The organism is Bradyrhizobium sp. LLZ17, from assembly GCF_041200145.1.
Lineage (GTDB): Bacteria > Pseudomonadota > Alphaproteobacteria > Rhizobiales > Xanthobacteraceae > Bradyrhizobium.
This window is the reverse complement of the sequence record NZ_CP165734.1, coordinates 2,907,554-2,931,305: the sequence shown is the minus strand read 5'-3', so window position 1 is coordinate 2,931,305 and position 23,752 is coordinate 2,907,554. Positions and strand designations below refer to the sequence as shown.

Genomic DNA, 23,752 nt, shown 5'->3' with positions numbered 1-23,752 from the left:
CTGCCGCTCGCTTTGGCATGCAAACGCGCGCAATGATCCAGGGTTCCATCTCGGATGAAGGAATTGTCATGAGTCGCTTCAGGCGACGTTCATGCTCGCTTTGCGAGAATGACGCCATCAACACGGGAATATTCGATATGGGCAAGGTTGTCTTTCTTTATCGCTCGCTGGCGTATCGCAACGCGGCCGCCGACATGCTGCGCAAGGCGCGCAAGCTGCCGCGCGGCGCGGAGCGAAGCGCGGCCCTTCGCTACGCGACGGCGTTACGCGATCTCGCGCAAACGGAAGCATGGCTTGAGGGGCGCATCGCCGTTGACCCTCGGCCGACAGAGCAGAGGGAAGCAGTCGCTTCGCGCTAACCCAATGCGCGTTGTAGCTCAGGAAAGGTGTTGGGGTCGAACCTGTCCTGTGCTGCCGACGCGGCCGCAGACTTTGGCATCAGGGGCACTTCGAGCCGGCACAACAGGCCCTCCGCGCGCCAATCAAATTGCGCTCGTCCGCCGAGCTGCGATTCGACACTCGCCAGCAGGCTCCTTGTGCCAAAGCCGCGCGATTTCGGCGTCATGACTGCTGGGCCGCCGGATTCCTCCCACGTCAAAATGAGGAGGTCGTTCTCGGACTGCCAGCCGATTGCAAGCCGTCCTGATCGTGTCGAGAGCGCACCATATTTTGCCGAATTGGTGAAGAGCTCGTGCAGAGCAAGTGCCAGTGTCTGTGCCGTGGTGGGCAGCAACTGCACCTGGGGACCTGCCAGCTTGACCTGGCCGCCAAGCGAATAGGGCGCAAGCTCCTCGTCGATCAGCTTGGACAACTCGGCGCCTTGCCAGCTCGACAGCGACAGGATCGTGTGCACGCGCGCGAGTGCGTTGATGCGCCCCTCGACGGCGCTGACATAGGCTTGGACCCCGTCGGCGCGGGTGAGGCGCACGATCGACTGCGCCAGTGCCAGCGCGTTCTTGGCGCGATGGTCGACTTCCCGTGCCAGCAGAGTCTGTCGCTCTTCGGCGCGCTTACGTTCCGTGATGTCGACGGTGACGCCGCTGACCCGCACCACGCGTCCGCTCTCGTCCACCGTCGCGGCCGCCGTGCCGACGCACCAGCGAATCTCGCCATCGGGCCGGCCGATGCGGAACTCCGCCTCATACGCGAGCGCGCCGCTATTGAGCGCGGCGATCGCCCGACGGAACTGATCGACATCGTCGGGATGCAGCAAAGCCTGGATGTTTGCCGAAGTGACGTTGAAGGTCTCCGGCGTCACCCCGAAGATGCGGTACTGGCCTTCGTCCCACATCCAGTCGCCGTTGATCCAGTCCCAGTCCCAGGACCCCATCTTGCCGGCCGCGATCGCCATGCTGCGGCGCTGTTCGCTTTCGCGCAGTTTTGCGGTGGAGTTCTCCAGTTCCGCGGTACGCGCGCGGACGCGGTCCTCGAGCTCCTGGTTCAGCCGTTCGAGCTGGCGCGTCTTGCGGTAGAGTTCGGCGAACACCTTGATCTTGGCACGCAGCACCTCCGGCACGACCGGCACCGGAACGTAGTCGACGGCGCCCATCTCGTAGCCGCGCAGCCGGTCGATGTCGCTGACCTGGATTGCCGAGATGAAGATCATTGCTGTTTTCTGGAACCGCGGATGCTCGCGGATCATCGCCGCGAGCTCAAAACCGTCGAGTTCGGGCATGCAGACATCGACCAGGATCACCGCGATCTCGGTCTTGAGCAGCACCTCCAGCGCCTCGCGCCCCGACGAAGCGATCACGAGATTCTCGCCGAGTTCCTTCAGGATGACCTCGTAGGCGAGCAGCTTGGCCGGCTGGTCGTCGACGAGGAGGATGTTGACCCTTTGGTGGTCCATTCTCGGATCCCGCTCAGCGGTGCAGCCACATGCGGATTGCAAGCAGCAATTGATCGGTGTTGACGGGTTTGGCGAGGTAGTCGGACGCGCCGGCTTCCAGACATTTCTCGCGGTCGCCCTTCATCGCCTTCGCTGTCAGCGCGATGATCGGCAGGCGCAAGAAGGCCGGGTTCTCCCTGATCACGCCGATGGTCTGATAGCCATCCATCTGCGGCATCATGATGTCCATCAGCACGATGGCGATTTCCGGGTTGGACTCGACCAGCGTCACCGCTTCGCGGCCGGTGGTCGCCGTCAGAACCTTCATGCCGCGCCGCTCCAGCACGCTCGACAGCGCGAAGATGTTGCGGGCGTCGTCGTCGACGAGCAACGCGGTCTTGCCGATCAGGTCCTCGTCGGAGCTGTTCAGTTTCTCCAGCATGCGCTGCTTCTCGATCGGAAGTTCGGTGATCACGCGATGCAGGAACAATGCAGTCTCGTCGAGCAGGCGTTCCGGCGATTCCACACCCTTAACCACGATGCTGCGCGCCATCGTGTGGAGTTCCGCATCCTCCTCGGCCGACAGTTCGCGGCCGGTGAACACGACCACCGGAATGTTCGACAGCGCTTCGTCGTGGCGGATCTGGTCGAGCACCTCGAAGCCGCTCATATCGGGCAGCCGCAGGTCGAGCACCACGCAATCGCACGGCGCCTCGCGCAGCATCGAAAGTGCGCCGGCGCCGGTATCGGTGGTCACGATCTCGATGTCGTCGTGATGCAGGAGCTCCCGGATCGAGAGCTGCTCGGCCTCGTTGTCCTCGACGATCAACAGCCGCTTGCGCCGCGGCCTGGCATATTCCTTGATTTGCGACAGCGCAGCCGAAACACCCTCCGTGGTGGTCGGCTTGTTGACGAAGGAGAAGGCGCCGCGCGCCAGCGCATGCTGGCGGTCCTCGTCGAGCGTGATGATCTGCACGGGAATGTGGCGCGTCAGCGGATTGTGCTTGAGCTGGCTCAGCACTGTCCAGCCGAGCATGTCGGGCAGGAACACGTCGAGCGAAACGGCTCTTGGCTGATACTGCTTGGCAAGATCGAGCGCTTCCGCGCCACGCGAGGCGACCAGGACCTTGAATCCCTTGTCGCGCGCGAGATCGACCAGAATCCGCGCATAATGCGGGTCGTCCTCGACGATCAGGAGGATACTGTCGCCGGGCTCGAGCTTGAGTCGATCGTCCGGCAGCTGCTCGATGACGCGTTCGGGCGTCGTTGCTGCTGGCTGCAGTGCCGGCGGCTGGCTGTATTGCTGCTGCGGCGCGGCGCGCGGTGCGAGCGTCGGGCCCGAATATTTCAGCGGCAGATAGAGCGTGAAGGACGAACCCTTGCCGGGCAAGCTGCGCAGGTGGATCTCGCCGCCAAGCAGGCTCGCGAGCTCGCGGCTGATCGCAAGACCGAGGCCGGTGCCACCATATTTGCGGCTGGTGCCGGCGTCAGCCTGCTGGAATGCCTCGAAGATCAGCTTCTGCTTCTCGAGCGGAATCCCGATGCCGGTGTCGGACACTTCGAACGCGATCACGGCCGGCGCGGAATTCAGCACAGGATGATCCGTCCCCCAGCCGCCGACCGCGGCGGCGACCTTGAGCCGCACTTCGCCTTCGGCGGTGAATTTGAAGGCGTTGGACAGCAGGTTCTTCAGGACCTGTTGCAGCCGCTTGGAATCGGTGACGATGCTGCGCGCGAGGTTCGGATCGACGTCGATCTTGAACGACAAATTGCGATTTTCAGCCTCGTGCCGGAACGGCCGCCCCACCGTCTCCAGCAGGTTCGCGGTCAGGATTTCCTCGGCGTCGACCGTCACCGTGCCGGATTCGATCTTGGAGAGATCGAGGATGTCGCTGATGAGGTTGAGCAGATCGGTGCCGGCGCCATGGATGGTGCGGGCGAATTCGACCTGCTTGCCCGTGAGATTGCCGTCCGGATTGTCGCTGAGCTGCTGGCCGAGGATCAGGATCGAGTTCAGCGGCGTGCGCAGCTCGTGGCTCATATTGGCGAGGAATTCGGACTTGTACTTCGAGGTCAATGCGAGCTCGGTGGCCTTTTCCTCCAGCGCGCGGCGGGCCTGCTCGATTTCCTGGTTCTTGCGCTCGACCTCGACGTTACGCTCGGCGAGCTGCTGCGCCTTCTGCTCGAGCTGGTCGTTGGTCTGCTGCAATTCGCGCTGCTGGGTCTGAAGCTCGCCGGCGAGCTGCTGCGACTGCTTGAGCAGACCCTCCGTCTGCATCGTCGCTTCGATCGAATTGAGCACGATGCCGATGGAGTCGGTGAGCTGCTCCAGAAACGTCATCTGCGAGGTCGTGAACGAGGTCAGCGAGGCAAGCTCGATCACCGCCTTGACCTGGCCCTCGAACAGCACCGGCAGCACCACGAGGTTCTTCGGCGCGACGCGGAGCAGCGCCGAATTGATCGGCACCACGTCGCTGGGAATGTCCGCGACGACGCGCGGGCGCCGGTCGAGGGCACATTGGCCGATCAGGCCGTCACCCAATGGAAGCACGCGCGGATAGGGGTAGAGGCCGTCGCCGGCATAGGAGGCAAGCAGCAGCAGTCGGGGACTGTCCTCGCTCTCGACCTGGTAGATCACGCCGGTGTGCGCGTTCACCAGCGGCGAAAGCTCGGTCAGCAGCAGCCGGCCGACGGTGGCGAGATCGCGCTGGCCCTGAAGCATGTTGGTGAATTTCGCGAGGTTGGTCTTCAGCCAGTCCTGTTCGGTGTTCACGTCCGTCGTCAGACGGAGGTTCGTGATCATCGTGTTGATGTTGTCCTTCAACTCCGCGACTTCACCGCGGGCTTCGACCTGGATCGACCGCGTCAGATCGCCCTTGGTCACGGCGGTCGCGACTTCCGCGATGGCGCGCACCTGCGAGGTGAGATTGGCCGCCAGCAGGTTGACGTTGCCGGTCAGATCCTTCCAGGTGCCGGCCGCACCGGGCACGTCGGCCTGTCCGCCGAGCCGCCCCTCGACGCCGACCTCGCGCGCCACCGATGTCACCTGGTCGGCAAACGTCGCGAGCGTCTCAGTCATGTTGTTGATGGTGTCGGCCAGCGCCGCCACCTCGCCCTTCGATTTCACGGTAAGATTCTGCTTGAGGTCGCCGTTGGCAACTGCGGTCACGACCTTGACGATGCCGCGGACCTGCTCGGTGAGGTTTGCCGCCATGAAGTTGACGGTGTCGGTGAGATCCTTCCAGGTGCCGGCGACGCCGGGCACCTGGGCCTGGCCGCCGAGTTCGCCTTCGGTGCCGACCTCGCGGGCGACGCGCGTCACTTCGCCGGCGAAGGCGTTGAGCTGATCCACCATGGTGTTGATGGTGTTCTTCAGCTCGAGGATCTCGCCCTTCACATCGACGGTGATCTTGCGGGACAAGTCGCCGCGCGCAACGGCCGTGGTGACTTCGGCGATGTTGCGGACTTGGGTCGTGAGGTTCGCGGCGAGCAAATTGACGTTGTCGGTGAGGTCCTTCCAGGTGCCGCCGACGCCGGGCACGACGGCCTGACCGCCGAGCCGTCCTTCGGTGCCGACCTCGCGAGCCACGCGCGTCACTTCGGCGGCAAAGGAGCGGAGCTGCTCGACCATGGTGTTCAAGGTGTCCTTGAGCAGCAGGATCTCGCCGCGCACGTCCACCGTGATCTTCTTCGACAGATCGCCGCCGGCAATTGCGGTCGCGACCTCGGCGATGTTGCGGACCTGGGCCGTCAGGTTCGAGGCCATGAAGTTGACGTTGTCGGTGAGGTCCTTCCAGGTGCCGGCAACGCCGGGCACTTCGGCCTGGCCGCCGAGCTTGCCTTCGGTGCCGACCTCGCGCGCCACGCGCGTCACCTCGCCGGCGAAGGCGTTGAGTTGGTCGACCATGGTGTTGATGGTGTTCTTCAGCTCGAGGATCTCGCCCTTCACGTCGACGGTGATCTTGCGGGACAAGTCGCCGCGGGCAACCGCGGTGGTGACTTCGGCGATGTTGCGGACCTGGGCGGTCAGATTACCCGCCATCGAGTTCACGGAGTCCGTCAGATCCTTCCACGTGCCGGCAACGCCGGGCACGTTGGCCTGACCACCCAGGCGTCCCTCCGTGCCGACCTCGCGCGCGACGCGCGTCACCTCGCCCGCGAAGCGGTTGAGCTGGTCGACCATCGTGTTCAGGGTGTCTTTCAGTTGAAGGATCTCACCGCGGACGTCCACCGTGATCTTGCGCGACAGGTCGCCGCCGGCAATCGCGGTCGCGACCTCGGCGATGTTGCGGACCTGGGCGGTGAGGTTGCCCGCCATCGAGTTGACGTTGTCAGTGAGGTCCTTCCAGGTGCCGGCGACGCCTGGCACTTGCGCCTGGCCACCCAGCTTGCCTTCGGTACCCACCTCGCGCGCCACGCGCGTCACCTCGCCGGCGAACGCATTGAGCTGATCCACCATGGTGTTGAGCGTTTCCTTCAGCTGAAGGATTTCGCCCGATACGTTCACGGTGATCTTCTTCGACAGGTCGCCCTTGGCGACCGCGGTCGCGACTTCGGCGATGTTACGCACCTGACCCGTCAGGTTCGAGGCCATCGAGTTGACGCTGTCCGTCAAGTCCTTCCAGGTGCCGGCCACGCCGCGCACCTGAGCCTGGCCGCCCAACTTGCCTTCGGTGCCGACTTCGCGCGCGACGCGCGTGACCTCGCCGGCGAACGCGTTGAGCTGGTCCACCATCGTGTTGATGGTATCCTTCAGCTCCAGAATCTCGCCGCGCACGTCCACGGTGATCTTCTTCGACAAGTCGCCGCCGGCGACTGCAGTGGTCACCTCGGCGATGTTGCGGACCTGGGCTGTCAGGTTCGACGCCATCGAATTGACGCTCTCGGTCAGGTCCTTCCAGGTGCCGGCGACGCCGAGCACGTTGGCTTGGCCGCCGAGCCGGCCTTCGGTGCCGACCTCGCGCGCGACGCGCGTGACTTCGCCGGCAAAGGCGTTGAGCTGGTCGACCATGGTGTTGAGCGTTTCCTTCAGCTGAAGGATTTCGCCCGAGACGTTCACCGTGATCTTCTTGGAGAGGTCGCCGCCGGCGATGGCGGTGGCGACGTCGGCGATGTTGCGGACCTGCGCGGTCAGGTTGGACGCCATGAAGTTGACGTTGTCGGTGAGATCCTTCCAGGTGCCGGCCACGCCGGGCACCTGGGCCTGGCCGCCGAGCTTGCCCTCGGTGCCGACCTCGCGCGCGACGCGCGTCACCTCGGAGGCGAAGGAGTTGAGCTGGTCCACCATGGTGTTGATGGTGTCCTTCAGCTCCAGGATCTCGCCGCGGACGTCCACCGTGATCTTGCGCGACAGGTCGCCACGCGCCACGGCGGTGGTGACGTTGGCGATGTTGCGCACCTGCGCGGTGAGGTTGCCGCACATCGCGTTGACGGAGTCGGTCAAGTCCTTCCAGGTGCCGGCGACGCCGGGCACGATCGCCTGGCCGCCGAGCTTGCCATCGGTGCCGACCTCGCGCGCCACGCGCGTGACTTCGGAGGCGAACGAGCGGAGCTGGTCCACCATCGTGTTGATGGCTTCCTTGAGCTGAAGGATCTCGCCGCGGACGTCGACGGTGATCTTCTTGGACAAGTCGCCGTTGGCGACCGCGATCGTGACCTCGGCGATGTTGCGAACCTGGTTGGTCAGGTTGTTCGCCATCGAGTTGACGCTCTCGGTCAGGTCCTTCCAGACGCCGGTCACTTCCGGCACCTGGGCCTGGCCGCCGAGCTTGCCCTCGGTGCCGACCTCGCGCGCGACGCGTGTCACCTCGGAGGTGAACACGCCAAGCTGCTTGATCATCGTGTTGACGATGGTGGCCGATTGCAGGAATTCTCCGCGGAGCGGACGGCCGTCGACGTCGAGCTTGACGGTCTGGAGCAGGTCGCCTTGCGCGACCGCTGCGACCGCGCGCGTCACCTCGCGCGTCGGCCACAACAGATCGTCGATGAGGGTGTTGACGGAGCCTTCCATGTCGGCCCAGGAGCCGCTCGCCAGCCCGAACTTGACGCGCTGCCGAGTCTTGCCTTCGCGCCCGACGACCTGGCCGACCAGCTCGAGCTGCTGGGCCATGCGCTGGTTGGCCGCGATGATTTCGTTAAACGTGTCCGCGATCTTGCCGTCGATGCCGAGATAATCGCCGCTCATCCGCAACGAAAAGTCGCCGCTGCGCATGGCTTGGAGCGCGAGCAGCAATTCGGGCCGGGAGTCCGGCTCTGACGCACCGTTGTTTTTCGGCTTTGGGATGCGACGACCGGACCGTGATGCAGTTCCGGGATCGAGGTCGCTCATGTGATTCCCCCGCGGCGTCGGCCGAATCCACGCCAAGACGCAATGACTTAAAATAGAGCGTCAGCCAAATTCGAAATCAAGCGCCAAGGTTGGAGCGCGCGAAAATGGAACCTGCCTTGCTCAGCCCGGTACAAACAACATCGGCGGGTGCAATCGGTTCCATTCGGTTCCGGATAATTTTTGGGCGGCCCGGGCGCTGCTCATGGTGCTCCCGAATTGCCCGCAATCCGTCCGGGAACAGAGCACTCAAAGTGCCGTTAGCCCGCGAACGATCGGAGAGCGCTCATGAAGGTCGGATTTACATTTGCTATGGTCACCTTGTTCATCGCTGGATCGGCCCATGCGCAAGGGGCGCCGAGTGGGCGCGGTGCCGTGACCGGCGATCCCGCCGCAAGTTCTGCGACCCCGCGTGCGGAGCAGCCGACCACGGGGGCGGCGGCCAAATCGAGCCGGAGTGGCAGCGGCACCTCGACCTCGGGCGGCAAGGATGACAATGGCGACGCCGGCCGGGACAAGATGTCCGGGAGCGACCACACCGTGCGGCCGGAGACCCAGCAGCATCCGGACAAAAAATAGGACAGCTACTTGTCGGCCATGGTGCGCTCGGCGTCCTTCAACTGGGCGCGCAATCTCGGCAATTGGTCCTTCGCGAAAGCGGCGAGCGCGGCGTTGTCGGGCGCCTTCAGATAGCGCTCGAGCATGCCGATCGCGGAGTCGTATTCGGGGATCTGCGCGGCATAAAAGCTTCTGACATAGGTCGGCCCGTCCGCACTCTCGGGCTCGGCAACGCTCGCTCCGGCGGATGTTGCTTTGCCGATTCGCGGCTCGGCGCCAATCCTGTCCTGGATCTCCTTCAGCGCCTTGTCGCGCTTGGCGGCTTCTTCGGCGCGCAGAGCGGCAAGGTTCTTGACCTCCGCATTTCCCTTCAGATCGGTGCTCTCCAACAGGCCCTGCTGGAAGCGGCTCAGGGCATAGAGGCCGCCGATGACGTCGGTCGCAGTCGGCGTGCGATCGCCCTGTATCTGCTCACCCGGGCTGTCGGCGAGCGCTGCGGTGCTGATGAACGCCAGGATTATCGCGACAAGAATTCGCATAAGCACCAATGACGTTTGGGACGCGAAGTTCCCGCAAATGTTACGATCCCGTAAGAGCGGTTGCGCAATGTTGGCTCGGTGCCCACATCTTGCTTATGAAACAGTCTGATATTTTCCGGGACAACGCCGATAACTGCCTGCAGCTCGCCGAGCGCGCCAAAGGCCAGCCCACCTACAAGCGCTATTCGCGTATGGCGGAAGCTTGGAGGGCGCTCGCGAACGAGCAGGACTGGCTGGACGGCGAAATCCCGCCGGTCATGGTCCGCGGCCGCCAAAAGCAGGACGCCTGACGCTCTCGTTTTCGTGAATCTGCGTGTGAGACGCGTCACGGTATGAGCGCACCAATTAACGATGATACAGGGATAGTCGATCGCGTTGGTTTTCGATCCAGCAGGAGGTTTGCAATGGCTCCACGTCTGGCACTTCTTTCTCTCATTCTCGCTTTCGGCGTCTCTGTCGCGTTCGCGACGGTGACGACGGTGCGGCAAGTGCATCAGGGGAATGCATCAGTCGCGGTGCACGCTGTGCATAGCTAGCGCCCCAGCCTTTCGCACGCGCCGGAACATTCGGCGCTCCGGTGCGTAAGCGCTTTGAGACATCAGAGGCGAGAGGACAGCATGGCGCATTCCGACCAGGGCATCGTCAAGGACCAAAGGGCAGAGGAGCAGCCGCGCGATAAGCGGCGTGCCCAGACCGTGCACAAGACCGATCCCAAGGGCTCGCCGTCGCGCGAAGCGACGCGCGATCCCGAGTTGAACGACAACAGCAAGACGCCGGGCTCAGGCATGACACCGGACGATTCCGGCGCCGCCCCGAGCGGCTAGAGCATCGACCCGGAAAAAGCGCGAGCGGTTCTTCGAAAGCTCAAACCGCGGGGCCTTTGCGCGAGGAACGAATCGTCTGGCGAAACGTCGACAGATTGCTTCCGGTTGTCATGCCCCCGGTGCGCCGGAAGCAATCTCCAAGGACGGCCCTGGCACCCACCGTGTCGGGGCCGTTCCGCGATGAGAGGCTGGGAATCACTCCGTGCCCTCGCCGTCGGCCTTTGCCGGCGTGTGTCCCGCAGGACCGCGGCCAAATACGCCATACTCGCTTGATTTGACGCCGGCGGAGGAGCCGAGCTCGGTCTCGATCCCCGCTGCTGCGAGCCCGAATTTGAGCAACTCGCGAACCGCCGCGGCGCGCGTCGGCATGCGGTGTTTGAACCGGAAATCGTCGGTTGCGGCCAGCTCTTCCGGCGAAAGCATCACTTGGAGGCGCTCGGCGCGAAGGTCGTTCATGGTTCCCAGCACGCAAATTGAGCAAGTTGCGTAGTTTACTCAACTCGCCAACTTGCCGCGAGTTCCACAGCAACCTCAAGAAGCGTCAGTTGAGCGAGATAGTCGATGCAAATCAGTAAGATAATGCTTTGAAACGTTTCGCGCGGAGACGCATTTTAAAGGGGAAGGGAGACGTACCATGACGGACGAGGTCAGGTTACCCCGCAAGCTTTCTGACGAGGCCGAAGCGCAGAAGCCCGTGCGTCCGAGCCATCAGAAGGTAATTGAGCAAGTCGAGCGCTGGGCCAATAGCTCCGGCTTGCAGCCCCCGAGGACAGAAGATGCGAAGACGGTCTGAGCCTCACCACCTTCGAGCAACCCTCTGAGCTTACGACAGGGAGCCCCGGCTTCCTGTTGATCGGACACGGTGTTCGGCCCGGGGATGGCGAGAGACGGCGCGAAGCTTTCGCCTCAGCCACCACGCTGACACCGACACCACGGCCCAAGCCACGATGGCGAGGGCGAACGCGCCGATGATGCTCGCTTCCGCTGTCACGGAAAACACAACGGCGAACGCAACGAGGCCGATACTGCCGAGGCCGGCACCTGCGGCGTCGAGCGCCGCGGCCTGCTGGCCGCGTCTGCGCCCGGACAGACCGGCCTTCTCCTTGGAACGGCGTTCATGGCTCTCGACCAGCGTTGCGCTGGCGCAGAAGATCGCGGGAAGCGCGAGAAAGAGGCCGCCGACCGACGCTCCAAAGCGCGCGCCGAGAGCCCCGGCGAGGACGGTCGCCAGTCCGCCGAGTACAAAGCGGATTCCATACTCGTACCATTGTGTCCGCTTCAGCGCCGATGGTGACATCTTGACCAGCATCAGGCCGCACCTCCGAAACCTGCAAGCAGTCCAAAGGCGACCGCAAGCCACACGGCCGAAGCGAGGATGGTGGCCGGCAATGCGTTCAGAGAGTATCGCATCAGCAGGTGGCAGACCGCGACGCTGTAGCAGCCGAGGGCGACGGCACCATAGATCATGGTCCAGCTTTCGGCGGCGGCATAATGAGATCCGTGCTGGACGACGACAATGCCAAGCGTCGCCAGCGCCACAGAAGGGGCGGCGCCGAGCAGGCCTGCAAAGCTCTTCGGCCTGAGCATGTCCCCGAGGATCGCGAACGCGGAGACGATCACGCCGCCGGCAATGAAGCGCACGACATATTCGGTCATGACCGTGCCTGTGACTTGTGCTGCCGGCTGCGCGGCCTTGCCTGCGTCCAGGGCCTGAGCAGTCTCTCCACGGCAGCGCCGAGCGCGAAGCCTGCCACCACGTCGCTCGTCCAATGCGCGAGCACCGCAATCCGTGTCAGTGAAAGCGCGACCGCAACCGAGCGCACCAGCCGGCGCGGCGTTGGCGGCAGCAGGCCGGCGGCCGAGGCAATTGCGCCCATGTGAACGGCGTGACCGGAGGGGAAGGCATCGCGCGCCCGCCCAGAAACAGGGGCGCCATTTTGATGTCCGCGCACCGTCAACCGGTCCGGCCTGGTCTGATCGAACACCGATTTCAGAACATGCGGCAGCAAGGCCGTCGCCACTGAAACAGTCAGAACGTGGTTGGCGATGCGGCGCTGCCGTCGCGGTTGCAGAAGGTGGGCAGAGAGCCACCCGGCCGCCACCAGCGCGAGCAGCACGTGCTCGTCAGCGCCCCAGGTCAGAGTCTCTGCGGCGTGCTCAATGCCTGGATTGGTGTGCGCCGCGATTTGGTTCGCGACCGCCGTGTCTACTCGGGTGGGTTTGACCTCTATGAATGCCATCGTTCTCCGGCGAGATGTCCTTCATGACGCTTTGTAAAGCTTTGATGACAATGAAGGTTCCTCGCTGGTGCGGCGCTGCCCCGACGACGATTACGGATTCCCGGCGCCGCCGGAGGCGCCATACACTTGGCCGGTGGCATAGCTGGCGTCAGCGGCTGCGAGCTGGACGTAAATCGAGGCGAGCTCGGCGGGCTGGCCGGGGCGGCCGAGCGGTGTCACGCCGCCGAACTTTTCGAGCTTGTCCATCGTGGCGCCGCCGGAGACCTGGAGCGGCGTCCAGATCGGCCCCGGAGCGACGCCGTTGACCCGAATGCCCTTCGAACCAAGTTGCTTGGCCAGCGACTTCACGTAGTTCATCGTCGCCGCCTTGGTCTGCGCGTAGTCGTAGAGATCGGGCGAGGGGTCGTAGGCCTGTTCGGAGGTCGTGCCGATGATGCATGAGCCCGGCTTCAGATGCGGCAGCGCGGCCTTGATGATCCAGAATGGTGCGTAGATGTTGGTCTTCATGGTCGCGTCGAAATCTTCGGATGTGACATCGAGGATGGAAGCCCGCGTCTGCTGCCGCGCTGCGTTGCTGACGATGATGTCGAGACCGCCCAGCTCCTGCACGACCTGGTCGACGAGCCTCTTGCAGAACGCCTCATCCTTGAGATCGCCGGGAATGGCGAGGCCGTTGCGTCCCTCCTTCTTGATCAGCGCGATCACCTCCTGCGCATCCGGCTCCTCAGCCGGCAGATAGTTGATGGCGACATCGGCGCCCTCGCGGGCATAGGCAATCGCGGCGGCGCGGCCCATTCCGGAATCGCCACCGGTGATCAGCGCCTTGCGGCCGGCCAGCCGGCCCGAGCCCCTGTAGCTGGTCTCGCCATGGTCCGGCCGCGGCTCCATCTTGCCGGCAAGCCCGGGCCACGGCTGCGACTGCTTCTTGAACGGCGGCTTCGGATAGCGCGTAACGGGATCGATCAGGTCCTGCTCGGGCATGGACGTATTTCCTTTCGCTGTTGAAGGGGCCAGCGAAGCAGCAGCAAGCGTTGCGCTCGCCGCGTGGACGACGTGCCGGCGGGACATCGAGGTTTTGGTTTGATCAGCCATGACGGTCTCCCAAAAACGTTGCGCTTCAACGTGCAGGGACCGAGATCGTTGCTAGTTCGCGGAGGACGCCGCGATGCCGGCGTCCTCAGAAGATTCTTTGCTACCTTAAACTTCTACTTGGACTGTCCGACGTTCGGAGCCCTGCCGAGCTCTTTGGCCATGTCGAGATGATGCCTGAGCGTAGGCAACGTCTTGCCGGCCCAGTTCTTCAGTTCGGCATTGTCGCCGCCATTGGCATAGCGCTCGAACAGAGAGACCGCGTCTTCATGCGCGCTGACCTGATAGGAGTTGTAATCCGAGCTGAAGTCCTTGCCGGTGGCGCTCTTGAGCTTGTCGAGCTTGCTCTGGTGCGAGCTGTCGAGCGACGTCGGCACGGTGGCCTGGGCCTTGCCGTTGCCGACCAGGCCCTTGAGTTCGGTGCTGGTCTTGGTGTGATCGGTCACCATCTGCTGCGCGAAGGATTTTTCCTGCGCGTTGCCCTTCTGCTCGGCGAGCTTGCTCGATTCGATCTCGAACATGTCGCTGATGGCGGCTTCCTTGACGAAATCGGCGGTGGTCGGTGCGACGCCGAGCGTTGAATTCACGCCGGTCTTCTCCCCGAGTGACTGGGCGAGTGCGGGGCCTGCGAGGAGCACGCAAGCGAAAGCGACGATGGTTTTTTTCATGGTTCGGTCCCTCTGACTGACGGCGCAGCCGAAAGGCCGCGCGAACGTTCGCGCCGACCAACCCGCAGCAGGAGCCGAGGTTCCAAGCGGTTAGTCCGTCGGATTCCTGCCGGTGCGGGGATTGATGGGATCGGTCGCCTTGCGCCGGAGCCGCTCCGGCAGGAACGGCTCGGCGGACGTGGCGGACGCATCGGCGCGCACGTCGGCATGATGCTGCGCCCGCTCATGCGGCGTCCGGTTGTCGTCGACCTTGCGCCTCACGTCGAGGCCACCGACGGGATCGTTGACGCCGTGCTGGATATCGCGGAAATCGCTCATGGTTCACCTCATTCCTTTCCGGGCAGGATCGATTCGAACACCTGCCGTGCCGCTCCCCTTGATCACCCCGGCTTCATCACCCCGGCTTCGTTCGGATACCCCTTCAACAGAGCAAGCGAGAAGTTCTTGGCTTGCTGCAGCGTGATGTGCGGCGGCAGTGGCGGCACCTCGGGATCGGTTTTCACCTCGCCGTTGATGCCGTCGCCCGGATAACCAAAGATGTGGCGCACGCCCCACTGATGCAGACGCTGGACGATGAAGTCGGAGACGGTCTGAGACATCGCGGGGCTCCGGGTTCGAGGTGCGAAAGTCAGAGAACCGCGCCTTTCGCGCTATTGTTCCAGAGGAGTGGAGGAACGTGCTTCCGGAACGATCAAGTCCGCGTCCGGTTGGTACACACATCGGCTGAGTGGAGAGAATCGAGATGTTGAATCAAGGCGAACTGGATCGAGCCGAAATGGGACGGCTGATCGGCAGCGACAAGGTCGAGGGAACATCGGTTTACGGCGCGGATCGCAACAAGATCGGATCCATCGAACGTGTGATGATCGACAAGACCAGCGGCAGGGTGTCGTACGCTGTGCTTGGTTTTGGCGGATTCCTAGGGCTCGGCAACGATCACTATCCCTTGCCTTGGCAGGCGTTGAAATACGACACGGAGCTCGGTGGATATGTCACCGGCATTACCGCCAAGGAGCTGGAGGGCGCGCCGAAATACGGCGAAAGGAGCGACTGGAACTGGGGTGATGACGCCGCACTGCGCAGCATCAACGCCTATTATGGTGTTCCCGTCCCGTAGGCGCTTTCCAAGACGAGATCCGACTAATCAGTGAGCGCGGCATTCGCGTGCCGCGCTTCTTGTTGTGCAGAGCATTCACAATTGTGAGTGGTGCTCTGTCATGCCGGAACCATGGTTTGACGCTGCGGTTAGGCCCCGGTGTGCGAGGTGGCTGTGGCCTCTCTGCCGTCGGGTTCAATCCCCAGAAAGGTGTTCACCGTGGATGCTCAGACACGGGAGCGTGGGCCGTCCGCGGAGCAACCGCAGAGGGCGAAGGAAGCTCCAAAAACGTCTCCCGATCAGCCCCGCGACGACAAGCGACAATCGGAGCAGCCGGCCAAGGCGCCATCGTTGCGCGAGCGGCTTCGCGCACACTGGCTGCTGACAAGCATCGGGGCCATCGTGCTGATCGCTGCGCTCGTTGGCGGTCTGCTGTACTGGCTCGAAGTTCGCCACTACGAGTCGACCGACGATGCCTTCGTCGCGGCCCGCAGCTTTTCCGTGGCCCCGAAGGTTGGTGGCTATGTGACCGACATCCCCGTCACCGACAACCAGCATGTCAACGCGGGCGATCTCCTCGCCAGGATTGACGAGCGGGACTATCGGATCGCGAGCGAGCAGGCGGCTGCACAGGTTGCGGTCTCGAAGGCCAACATCGCCAATGTCGAGGCGCAGATCGTTTCCCAGCAGGAGCAGATCAAGCAGGCCCAGGCTCAACTCGAACAGGCGCAGGCCCAGCTCCAGTTCTCGCAGGAGGAGTTTTCGCGAGCCGAAGACCTTGTCGAGAAAGGCGCGGGCACGGTGCAGCGCCAGCAGCAGACTCGCTCCGACCTCCAGGCTCAACAGGCCAACACCGCGCGTGCCAAGACGGCGGTCGTCGCGGCGCAGCTCGGAATCAAGACGCTGCAAGCCCAGCTCGAAGGCGCCAAGGCGCAGCTCGAGCAATCGCAGGCGCAGCTCGATCAGGCGAACTTGAACCTGCAATACACCAGCGTCGTCGCGGCGCAGTCCGGACGCGTCGTCAAGCTCAGCGGCGCCAAGGGCAGCTTCGTGACCGCAGGGCAAAGCCTGATGATGTTCGTGCCCGACGACGTCTGGATCGTCGCCAACTACAAGGAGACCCAGCTCAGCGATATGCGGCCGGGCCAGCCTGTCGATATTCGCATCGATGCCTATCCCGGCCGCAAGCTCACCGGGCATGTCGATTCCGTGCAGCCGGGCTCGGGCACGGCGTTCAGCCTGCTGCCGGCGGAGAACGCCACCGGCAACTACGTCAAGGTGGTGCAGCGCGTGCCGGTGAAGATCGTGGTCGACAACTGGCCGGACGATCTGCCGGTCGGTCCCGGCATGTCGGTCGTGCCCTGGACCCGGGTGCGATGACCGACGTCGCGGCAGGCGGAGCCTCCGCGGGAGGCTGGTCGCCGGAGCGATCGGCGGCCGGCGGGCACAATCCCTATCTGATCGCCTTCGTCGTTTCGATCGCGACTTTCATGGAGGTGCTCGACACCACCATCGCCAACGTCGCGCTGCGCCATATCGCCGGCGGGCTTGCGGTCGGCATCGACGAGAGCACCTATGTCATCACCAGCTATCTCGTCGCCAACGCCATCGTGCTGTCGATCTCCGGCTGGCTCTCGACCGTGATCGGCCGCAAGCGCTTCTACATGATCTGCGTCGCGACCTTCACGGTGGCCTCGCTGCTGTGCGGGTTCGCCTGGAATCTGCAAGCCCTGGTGCTGTTCCGCATCCTGCAAGGCCTCGGCGGCGGCGGCATGGCGACCAGCGAGCAGGCGATCTTGGCGGATTCCTTTCCGCCGCAGAAGCGTGGCCAAGCCTTTGCAATCTACGGCGTGGCCGTCGTCGTCGCGCCCGTGATCGGTCCGACGCTCGGCGGCTGGATCACCGATACCTATACCTGGCATTGGGTGTTTTTGATCAATGTTCCGATGGGACTGCTCTCCCTGTTCCTGGTCGTCACACTGGTGAAAGAGCCGTCCGGCGCGGAGGAGGAGAGGGGAGAAGCTGCTCAGCAAAGGGCTGCGTGTCGACTATATCGGCTTCCTGCTCGTCGCGATCGGGCTCGGCTCGCTCGAATACGTGCTCGACGAGGGACAGCGCAACGACTGGTTCGGCTCGAACACGATCGTCACCTTCGCGGTGCTTTCGGCCGTCTCGCTGATTGCGCTGATCCCGTGGGAGCTGACCCGCGAGGATCCCATCGTCGACCTGCGTCTGCTCGGTCGCCGCCAGTTCGCGGCCTGTTTCCTGGTCATGCTCGGCACCGGCGCGGTGCTGATTTCCACGACGCAGATGCTGCCGCAACTGCTTCAGACTGAGCTAAACTACACGGCGTTGCTGGCTGGTCTTGCTCTGTCGCCCGGCGGCATCGCGACGCTGATGCTGATGCCGGTGGTCGGCCGCCTCGTCGGCAGCGTGCAGCCGAAATATCTCATCATGTTCGGAGCCGCAGTGGTCGCGTTCTCGATGTGGCATCTGACCGGGCTGAACGGCGACATCACCTACAGCTATGCGGCGCTGTCGCGCATCTTCCTCGCGATTGGCCTTCCCTTCCTGTTCCTGCCGGTGACGACCGCGTCCTATGACGGCGTGCCGCCGGACAAAACCAACCAGGCCTCCGCGCTGATCAACGTTGCCCGCAACATCGGCGGCTCCATGGGCGTCGCATTGGCGCAAACGGTTTTGGCGCAACGCCAGCAATTTCATCAGAGCCGGCTGATCGAGCACGCCGCGCCGTCGGACCTCGGTTACCAGCAGACCATCGACACCATGACGCGCTTTTTCGAGGCGCAGGGCTCGAATGCGAGCGATGCTGCCTCGCAGGCCGTCGCCTGGGTTGGCCGCACCTTGCAACAACAGGTCGATTTCCTCGCCTATATCGACGTGTTCTGGACCCTGGCCGTCATCGCCGTGCTGATGATCCCGACGGCGGCAGTGCTGCGCCCGATCGACCTCAGTGCGCCGGCGCGGGGGCATTGACGGGCAGATCATCCGTAGCCGCCTAATGGGGTTCCTGGACGGAACGGGTGCAGTGCGGAAGGTCGCATGACACCGCCAAACTTCTTAACCACGGCGGCAATCGACCGCTGGAATTGCGCGCGAGCCCGCCTAGATAGGGGTAAATTACCTGTTTGATAATCAATTTCAGGAGGCGGCCGTGGTCCTGAAGAGCGTTCATTCTGCCGTTGCCGTTGCCCTCGTGCTCGCATGGAGCGGCCTGGCACGCGCTGACGACTACAAGCCTGACGAATATCTGGGCCTCGATCTTTCCAAGGCGGTGCTGTCGCCGAAGCGGCTCGGGCCGGAGACGCAGTTCGCACCCGTCGCGCTCGAAGCGAAGGGCGGCAACGAGGCGCAGGCGCGCATTGAGCCCATGGACGTGCCGAAGAAGGTTGCTGCGAAGCGCGTGCACGTGCCGGAGCCGAAGGTCGCGCATGCCAAGCCGGCACAGCGGCGCGGCGCCGCCCGCACCAAGCTTGCCCATCGCCACGGCAATCCGCTTGATGCGCAGGCGATGGACACCCGCATCCAGACGTGGCCGTGCCGGTCCGGCGGCATCTGCAACTGGAAAAACTAGACGCGTCGCGTGGCTGCCCGGGACAAGCTCGGCGTCACGGCGGCAAAGCACCTAACCCGATCTTGATTTGGTCGGACGCGACTCCCGCGCTATGGTGAGCGTTCCCGCCACCGCTTTTCCATCACCGAAGAGTCTGCTCACGCGGCATCGCCGCGCGCTTCCGGTGGGCACAAATACCTCAGGAGTTTGCTCATGAACGATCTGAAGACACAGGGCATCAGCGTGCCCAAGCTCGGTCTCGGCACCTTTCGCATGCAGGGCGATGCCTGCCGTGCCGCGGTCGAGAGCGCGCTGTCGATCGGCTATCGCCACATCGACACCGCCGAAATGTACGCCAACGAGGAAGCGATCGGGGCCGCGCTCGCCGCTGCTGGCGTGCCGCGCGGCGAGCTGCATGTCACGACAAAGGTCTGGCACGAGAATCTGGCGCCGGACGCGATTCGCCGCGCTTTCGATGCCAGCCTGGGCAAGCTCAGGCTCGACCACGTCGATCTCTATCTGGTGCACTGGCCGTCCAGGACGGCGAACTGGGGCGCGGTGTTCGAGACCTTGATCAAGCTGAAGGAGGAGGGGCGCACGCGGGCCATTGGCGTTGCCAATTTCACCACGGCGCTGCTCAAGACGGTGATCGAGGATATCAAGGCACCGATCGCCTGCAACCAGATCGAATATCACGCGATGCTCGATCAATCGAAGGTGCTGGCCTATCTCACGGCCAAATCGATTCCTCTGGTCGCCTATTGCCCGCTCGCGCAGGGACGCGTCGCATCCGATCCGGTGCTGGGCGAGATCGGCGCGAAGCACAACGCCAGCGCCGCGCAGGTGGCGTTGAAATGGCTGCTCGACCAGAACGGCGTCGCCGCCATCCCGAAGGCGTCACGCCGCGAAAGCCAGCAGGCCAATCTCGATGCGCTGAAGATCACGCTCGACGATGCCGATCGCAGCAAGATCGCGGCACTGCCGAAGGACAGGCGCTGCGTTAATCCTGGCTTCGCGCCAGCGTGGGATTAGCCCATCGAGATACTCTTTCTCCGACGCAAAGAAATGGCCCCGCGAGGGGCCATTTCCATGTTTGCGTTGCGCATTAGTCCCAGTGATGGCCATGACCGCGCTTGATCACCACGACCCGGTCGTGATGGTGCCAGCCACGATGCCAGCCGTTGTCACGATGCTCGCGGAATTCGGCGCGAGCGCCGTAGCCGCGGTCATGGTCGCCTCTGACCACCATCGTCTCGGCACTCGCCACGGTCGGTGCAACGATCGCAAGCGCGCCGAGAGCTGCAATCACGTAACCAAGTTTCGTCATGATGTCCTCCTCCAAGTAATGCAAAGGAGAACGGCGCATGCATAGGAACGTTCCGCAAGAATTGCTGGAGAATTCTGAATGGATGTTCAGGTGGCTAGTCGCAACGTCGCTGGGGCGGAGTCGGCGCGCCGGTCGCGACGTATTTGCCGTCCCTGATCGTGTACTCGCCGCGCTCGCTTCGATTATAGATCGCGCGCAGGCTGCCATCTTTCGAGAGCAGCAATCCGAATTCGCGCGTCTGATGCAGCGAGGGGAAGAACACCATCAGATTGAGCAGCCCTTCCGCGTTGACCGTGGCGGACACGACCTCGCTCTCGTCTTTGGCTTCGCCGAAATTGCGCCGGTACATCACCCGGCCGTCCTTGTTGATCTCGTAGGTGAGCAGCGCGCCCGTGTTGCGGCCTGGCGGCAGTGCGCAGTCGACCGACCATGAGCCGAGCAGGCCCCATCCCTCCACTGTCGCCGCAAGCGACTCGGCCCGGGTCACCGACGCAAACGCAATCCACAGCAGCGCAGCCGTCATCCAGCGGCTCATATAAGGCATCATGTTTCCGGTAAGCCCCGCCCCGAACAATTCCAAAGTGTAGCATCCCGTCGGCAATCGTCCACGGCAGCGGCCGATCGCGCGCGAATTTGATCCGCGTCAATGAGGCCGGCCCGATCCCCGGTAGGATGGCGGCTCCGCAAGGCGAATTGGATGGACCGATGCTGAATCAAGTGGTGGATTTCGCGGGCGAAGTGCTGCCGGGAAGCTGTGCCGTGCCGCCTTATTCCGAGACGGCGTTCCTGGCCGAGCTGGGCGAACGCTTGAGGTCCTCGCGCATGCGTTGCGACCTGTCACGGCGCGAGCTTGCCCGCCGGTCCGGGATTTCGGAGCGCTACATCGCCCAGATCGAGGCCGGCAAGGGCAATGTGTCGATCGTCCTGTTGCTGCGCCTGGCCGCGGCCATTCACGGCAGTCAAAAGCAGGCAGCCTGAAGCTGGGGGTGGCCGTCATGGGGCAGCTCGTGCTGGCGGCCAAGGTCACCCACGTTCCATCATTGATGCTGTCCGAGCAGCCGGCCAGCCCCTTGCGCGCTGCGCGCGAGCCGGCCGTCAATTCACTGCGCGAACTCGGGCGACGGGCGAAGCAGCGCGGCGTCACCAGCTTCGTGGTGTTCGACACCCATTGGTTATCCAATTTCGGCTACCACATCAATGCCAATGCACGGCATCGCGGCGCGTTCACCAGCCACGAGGCGCCGCACATGATTCAGGACCTGCGCTACGATCTGCCGGGCGACACGTCACTTGCCGAGGCGATCGCGGGCACGGCGGCCGATGCGGGTCTCAACGTGATCGCGCACCAGGTCGCAAGCCTTGGGCTCGAATACGGCACCATCGTGCCAATGCACTACATGAATCCGGACGGTTTTGCGAAGGTGGTCTCGGTCGCCACGCCGCTGTTCACGTCGTTCGAGGAAAGCCGGATCGTCGGCGAAGCGACCCGCCGGGCCATCGAAAAATCCGGCGAACGCGTGGCGATCCTCGCCAGCGGCTCGCTCTCGCACCGGCTCTGGCCCAACAAGAAGCTTGGTCCGGAGGCATGGACGTCGGTTGCGAGCGAATTCAACCGTCAGGTCGATCTGCGCGTGCTCGAGCTTTGGCGGGACCGCCGCTATCGCGAATTCCTCGATATGCTTCCGGACTATGCCGCCAAGTGCAATGGCGAAGGCGGTATGGCCGACACCATCATGCTGTTCGCTGCGCTGGGCTGGTATGCCGAGCAGCTCTGCGAATACTTTCCGTCTTCCGGGAGCGGCCAGGTCAACGTGGAATTTCACGTTGAGGTCTGACGGACTGAGGCTGGCTACTGAGCTTGCGCCTTCTCCACATTGGCGCTGCGGGCCGGCACGCCAAATTCCTTGCGGCAGATTTCGGCCAGCACGGCAACGCCCTCGCGGATCTGCTGATGGGTGGGGCTGGCAAAGCACAGCCGCAGCCGCGAGCCGGAATGGATCTTGTCGGTCGACCATTCCGGCCCCGGATTGATCGAGACGCCGGCGGCGAGCGCAGCTTGATACAGTTTTAGCGTATCGACCTGATCGGGCAGCTTGACCCACAGGAAGATGCCGCCTTTTGGCTCCTCGAACTCGGCAGCGGTCCCGAACTGCTCGTTCAGCGCTTCCATCAGCGTGTCGAGCTTGGTGCGCAGCGCCTTCGCCAGCGCCGGCACGTGGGTGGCGAAGTGCGGCTGGCAATAGGTGGCAAGCACCATCTGCTCCAGCGCACCGGAGCCGGCATCGGTCTTCAGCGCCAGCATCCGCGACATCACCTCCCAGGGCGCGACGATGAAGCCGACGCGCAGTGCCGGCGCGATCGACTTCGAGAACGAGCCGATATGGATCACGCCGCCGTTCGGGCTCATCGCGTGGATCGCCGGCGGTCGCTGTCCTGACCAGACGAGGTCCGCATAGCAATCGTCCTCGAAGATCGGGACGCCGTCTTCGCTCGATAGCCGCAGCAATTCGGCACGCCGGCTTTCCGGCATGACGCTGCCGGTCGGGTTCTGCACGGTGGGGATCGTGTAGATGTATTTTGGCCGGATGCCGCGGCGCTTCAGGTCAGCCAGCGTCGCGGCCAACGCGTCCATGCGCATGCCGTCTTTGTCGAGGGGAATACCGATGGTCTCGACCCCAAGTCGCGTCAGTCGTTCAAGCGATCCGTGATAGGTCTCCTGCTCGACGATCACGGTGTCACCGCGCGCCAGCAGCGCGCTATTGACGAGGTCGAGCGCCTGCAACGAGCCGGAGACGATCATGACATCGTCGACTGTGCAGCTGATGTCAGCATCGCGCTTCAGCTTGCCGACGAGGAATTCGCGCAGCGGCAGGTAGCCCTGCGGGCCGTGTGCAAGCCCGTAAGTCGCAAGCGACCGGCCTTCGCGTCGCAGGGCCAGAGTGGCCGCCTCGATCAGGTCGTCGAGCGGGAGCTGCTCGGAATCGTTGTTGCCGCCCACAAAGCTGTATTTGGCGAGACCCTTCCAGCGCGCAGAAGGGGGCCGGCAGCCCCGCAGGAAACAGCGGCGCGAAATCGAAGCTGGACGTCATGGAGCGTTCCTCGTTCATTTTTGTCGCCCTGCCGGCTTTGCGCCGGTCAGTGGTACTTTCTTGCTTACTTCTTGCCGGCCGTCCGAGTCGGACGTCCCTGGCTGATGAAAGCGTAGTGCGCATTGGCGACGCCGCCAACCATCAAGGCTTCGACCACCGGCTCGGCGATCTCGCTGGCAGCGGCCCAGTCGACGATGAAATTGGCCCCGGTCCCGCCGCGCACGTCGTCGGTCGGAATGAAGATCGAAACTGTGGCCAACGGTTTCAGCGCGACCGGCGCCTTCAGATAGCTCTCGACCTGTTTGCCGGTGGTGTCGAAATAGGCGATGCGCTTGACCACCAGCGCCTGGGTCTCGGAGGCGTTGTGGATGCTCAGCGTCACCGAGAAATCGACCCGCAGCTTGCCCTGGCTCATTGCGACGCTGGAATAAGCCGGCACGTAGAACCCGCCGGAGACGGCCAGCTCCTCCCTGGGCATCGCGGTGAGGGAATCGGCAGAACTCTGCTCGACATCGACTTTCGGCTGCGCCAGCGCGGGCAGGGCGGACGCGAGCGGGCATAGCAGCGTTGCGACGGCGAGGCCTGCCAGCATGTG

General features: G+C 63.8%; 25 protein-coding genes and 2 pseudogenes. 12 read left to right on the top strand and 15 right to left on the bottom strand.

What is annotated here, in order from left to right:
* Positions 1 to 32 precede the first annotated feature (32 nt).
* A complete protein-coding gene (locus AB8Z38_RS14445) occupies positions 33 to 359 on the top strand; it encodes a hypothetical protein (RefSeq protein ID WP_369725777.1) in 327 nt (108 codons plus the stop codon).
* On the opposite strand, the gene AB8Z38_RS14440 is transcribed toward AB8Z38_RS14445, so the two are convergent.
* Together AB8Z38_RS14440 and AB8Z38_RS14435 are read right to left on the bottom strand one after the other, a co-directional pair.
* Positions 356 to 1,849: an HWE histidine kinase domain-containing protein gene (locus AB8Z38_RS14440; protein WP_369725776.1), complete on the bottom strand. Its 1,494-nt coding sequence runs from the start codon at positions 1,847 to 1,849 to the stop codon at positions 356 to 358. The genes AB8Z38_RS14445 and AB8Z38_RS14440 overlap by 4 nt on opposite strands.
* 13 nt (positions 1,850 to 1,862) lie before the next feature.
* A complete protein-coding gene (locus AB8Z38_RS14435) occupies positions 1,863 to 8,156 on the bottom strand; it encodes a HAMP domain-containing protein (RefSeq protein ID WP_369725775.1) in 6,294 nt (2,097 codons plus the stop codon).
* Between the two features lie 285 nt (positions 8,157 to 8,441).
* Between AB8Z38_RS14435 and AB8Z38_RS14430 the strand changes: the two genes are divergently transcribed.
* Positions 8,442 to 8,732, top strand: a complete 291-nt coding sequence (locus tag AB8Z38_RS14430; RefSeq protein ID WP_369725774.1) for a hypothetical protein — start codon at positions 8,442 to 8,444, stop codon at positions 8,730 to 8,732.
* Between the two features lie 5 nt (positions 8,733 to 8,737).
* On the opposite strand, the gene AB8Z38_RS14425 is transcribed toward AB8Z38_RS14430, so the two are convergent.
* Positions 8,738 to 9,250 (bottom strand): DUF4142 domain-containing protein, encoded by a 513-nt coding sequence (locus AB8Z38_RS14425; protein ID WP_369725773.1) that lies wholly within the window; start codon positions 9,248 to 9,250, stop codon positions 8,738 to 8,740.
* Positions 9,251 to 9,345: 95 nt separating this feature from the next.
* Here AB8Z38_RS14425 and AB8Z38_RS14420 point away from each other — a divergent pair, with 95 nt between their 5' ends.
* Entirely contained in the window at positions 9,346 to 9,540 is a 195-nt protein-coding gene (locus AB8Z38_RS14420; RefSeq protein ID WP_369725772.1) for a hypothetical protein, read from the top strand.
* A 327-nt stretch (positions 9,541 to 9,867) separates the two neighbouring features.
* Positions 9,868 to 10,074 carry a hypothetical protein gene (locus AB8Z38_RS14415; protein WP_369725771.1) on the top strand — a complete coding sequence of 69 codons (207 nt, stop codon included), beginning with the start codon at positions 9,868 to 9,870 and terminating at the stop codon, positions 10,072 to 10,074.
* Between the two features lie 195 nt (positions 10,075 to 10,269).
* On the opposite strand, the gene AB8Z38_RS14410 is transcribed toward AB8Z38_RS14415, so the two are convergent.
* On the bottom strand, positions 10,270 to 10,530 hold the full coding sequence (locus AB8Z38_RS14410) for a hypothetical protein (RefSeq protein ID WP_369725770.1): 261 nt from the start codon (positions 10,528 to 10,530) through the stop codon (positions 10,270 to 10,272).
* Between the two features lie 178 nt (positions 10,531 to 10,708).
* On the opposite strand from AB8Z38_RS14410, the gene AB8Z38_RS14405 reads away from it, so the two are divergent.
* Positions 10,709 to 10,867, top strand: a complete 159-nt coding sequence (locus tag AB8Z38_RS14405) for a hypothetical protein (protein WP_369725769.1) — start codon at positions 10,709 to 10,711, stop codon at positions 10,865 to 10,867.
* 30 nt (positions 10,868 to 10,897) lie between these two features.
* Here AB8Z38_RS14405 and AB8Z38_RS14400 read toward each other — a convergent pair whose 3' ends face one another.
* From AB8Z38_RS14400 to AB8Z38_RS14370, 7 genes are all read right to left on the bottom strand, one after another.
* Positions 10,898 to 11,383, bottom strand: a complete 486-nt coding sequence (locus tag AB8Z38_RS14400; RefSeq protein ID WP_369725768.1) for a DUF3147 family protein — start codon at positions 11,381 to 11,383, stop codon at positions 10,898 to 10,900.
* The gene (locus AB8Z38_RS14395; protein ID WP_369725767.1) at positions 11,383 to 11,730 is read right to left on the bottom strand and encodes a DUF3147 family protein; all 348 of its coding nucleotides are present in this window, start codon (positions 11,728 to 11,730) and stop codon (positions 11,383 to 11,385) included. The genes AB8Z38_RS14400 and AB8Z38_RS14395 overlap by 1 nt, the downstream gene beginning before the upstream one ends.
* On the bottom strand, positions 11,727 to 12,314 hold the full coding sequence (locus AB8Z38_RS14390) for a phosphatase PAP2 family protein (RefSeq protein ID WP_369725766.1): 588 nt from the start codon (positions 12,312 to 12,314) through the stop codon (positions 11,727 to 11,729). The genes AB8Z38_RS14395 and AB8Z38_RS14390 overlap by 4 nt, the downstream gene beginning before the upstream one ends.
* A gap of 90 nt (positions 12,315 to 12,404) precedes the next feature.
* A complete protein-coding gene (locus tag AB8Z38_RS14385; protein WP_369725765.1) occupies positions 12,405 to 13,406 on the bottom strand; it encodes an SDR family oxidoreductase in 1,002 nt (333 codons plus the stop codon).
* Between the two features lie 113 nt (positions 13,407 to 13,519).
* Entirely contained in the window at positions 13,520 to 14,071 is a 552-nt protein-coding gene (locus AB8Z38_RS14380; protein WP_369725764.1) for a DUF4142 domain-containing protein, read from the bottom strand.
* A 90-nt stretch (positions 14,072 to 14,161) separates the two neighbouring features.
* Entirely contained in the window at positions 14,162 to 14,389 is a 228-nt protein-coding gene (locus AB8Z38_RS14375; protein ID WP_369725763.1) for a hypothetical protein, read from the bottom strand.
* 62 nt (positions 14,390 to 14,451) lie between these two features.
* Complete coding sequence (locus AB8Z38_RS14370; RefSeq protein WP_369726817.1) at positions 14,452 to 14,670, bottom strand: hypothetical protein; 219 nt, start codon at positions 14,668 to 14,670, stop codon at positions 14,452 to 14,454.
* A 143-nt stretch (positions 14,671 to 14,813) separates the two neighbouring features.
* Between AB8Z38_RS14370 and AB8Z38_RS14365 the strand changes: the two genes are divergently transcribed.
* The 5 genes and pseudogenes from AB8Z38_RS14365 to AB8Z38_RS14345 all read left to right on the top strand — a co-directional run bounded on the left by AB8Z38_RS14365 (position 14,814) and on the right by AB8Z38_RS14345 (position 19,773).
* The gene (locus AB8Z38_RS14365; RefSeq protein WP_369726497.1) at positions 14,814 to 15,188 is read left to right on the top strand and encodes a PRC-barrel domain-containing protein; all 375 of its coding nucleotides are present in this window, start codon (positions 14,814 to 14,816) and stop codon (positions 15,186 to 15,188) included.
* 198 nt (positions 15,189 to 15,386) lie between these two features.
* Positions 15,387 to 16,547, top strand: a complete 1,161-nt coding sequence (locus tag AB8Z38_RS14360) for an HlyD family secretion protein (RefSeq protein WP_369725762.1) — start codon at positions 15,387 to 15,389, stop codon at positions 16,545 to 16,547.
* Positions 16,544 to 18,164 (top strand): annotated as a pseudogene (locus AB8Z38_RS14355) (DHA2 family efflux MFS transporter permease subunit). The gene AB8Z38_RS14360 and the pseudogene AB8Z38_RS14355 overlap by 4 nt, the downstream one beginning before the upstream one ends.
* A 178-nt stretch (positions 18,165 to 18,342) precedes the next feature.
* Positions 18,343 to 18,762 (top strand): hypothetical protein, encoded by a 420-nt coding sequence (locus tag AB8Z38_RS14350; protein WP_369725761.1) that lies wholly within the window; start codon positions 18,343 to 18,345, stop codon positions 18,760 to 18,762.
* 192 nt (positions 18,763 to 18,954) lie between these two features.
* Positions 18,955 to 19,773, top strand: a complete 819-nt coding sequence (locus AB8Z38_RS14345; RefSeq protein ID WP_369725760.1) for an aldo/keto reductase — start codon at positions 18,955 to 18,957, stop codon at positions 19,771 to 19,773.
* A gap of 73 nt (positions 19,774 to 19,846) precedes the next feature.
* Here the strand turns inward: AB8Z38_RS14345 and AB8Z38_RS14340 are convergent, their stop codons facing one another.
* Both AB8Z38_RS14340 and AB8Z38_RS14335 read right to left on the bottom strand, forming a co-directional pair.
* On the bottom strand, positions 19,847 to 20,068 hold the full coding sequence (locus AB8Z38_RS14340) for a hypothetical protein (protein ID WP_369725759.1): 222 nt from the start codon (positions 20,066 to 20,068) through the stop codon (positions 19,847 to 19,849).
* 94 nt (positions 20,069 to 20,162) lie between these two features.
* On the bottom strand, positions 20,163 to 20,603 hold the full coding sequence (locus tag AB8Z38_RS14335; RefSeq protein WP_369726496.1) for a hypothetical protein: 441 nt from the start codon (positions 20,601 to 20,603) through the stop codon (positions 20,163 to 20,165).
* 170 nt (positions 20,604 to 20,773) lie between these two features.
* Between AB8Z38_RS14335 and AB8Z38_RS14330 the strand changes: the two genes are divergently transcribed.
* Together AB8Z38_RS14330 and hpaD are read left to right on the top strand one after the other, a co-directional pair.
* Positions 20,774 to 21,046 (top strand): helix-turn-helix domain-containing protein, encoded by a 273-nt coding sequence (locus AB8Z38_RS14330; protein WP_369726495.1) that lies wholly within the window; start codon positions 20,774 to 20,776, stop codon positions 21,044 to 21,046.
* Between the two features lie 17 nt (positions 21,047 to 21,063).
* Entirely contained in the window at positions 21,064 to 21,903 is an 840-nt protein-coding gene (gene hpaD, locus AB8Z38_RS14325) for a 3,4-dihydroxyphenylacetate 2,3-dioxygenase (protein WP_369725758.1), read from the top strand.
* Positions 21,904 to 21,917: 14 nt separating this feature from the next.
* Here the strand turns inward: hpaD and AB8Z38_RS14320 are convergent.
* Both AB8Z38_RS14320 and AB8Z38_RS14315 read right to left on the bottom strand, forming a co-directional pair.
* Positions 21,918 to 23,157: pseudogene (locus tag AB8Z38_RS14320) on the bottom strand (PLP-dependent aminotransferase family protein).
* A 64-nt stretch (positions 23,158 to 23,221) separates the two neighbouring features.
* On the bottom strand, positions 23,222 to 23,749 hold the full coding sequence (locus tag AB8Z38_RS14315; RefSeq protein ID WP_369725757.1) for a DUF3124 domain-containing protein: 528 nt from the start codon (positions 23,747 to 23,749) through the stop codon (positions 23,222 to 23,224).
* Positions 23,750 to 23,752 lie beyond the last annotated feature (3 nt).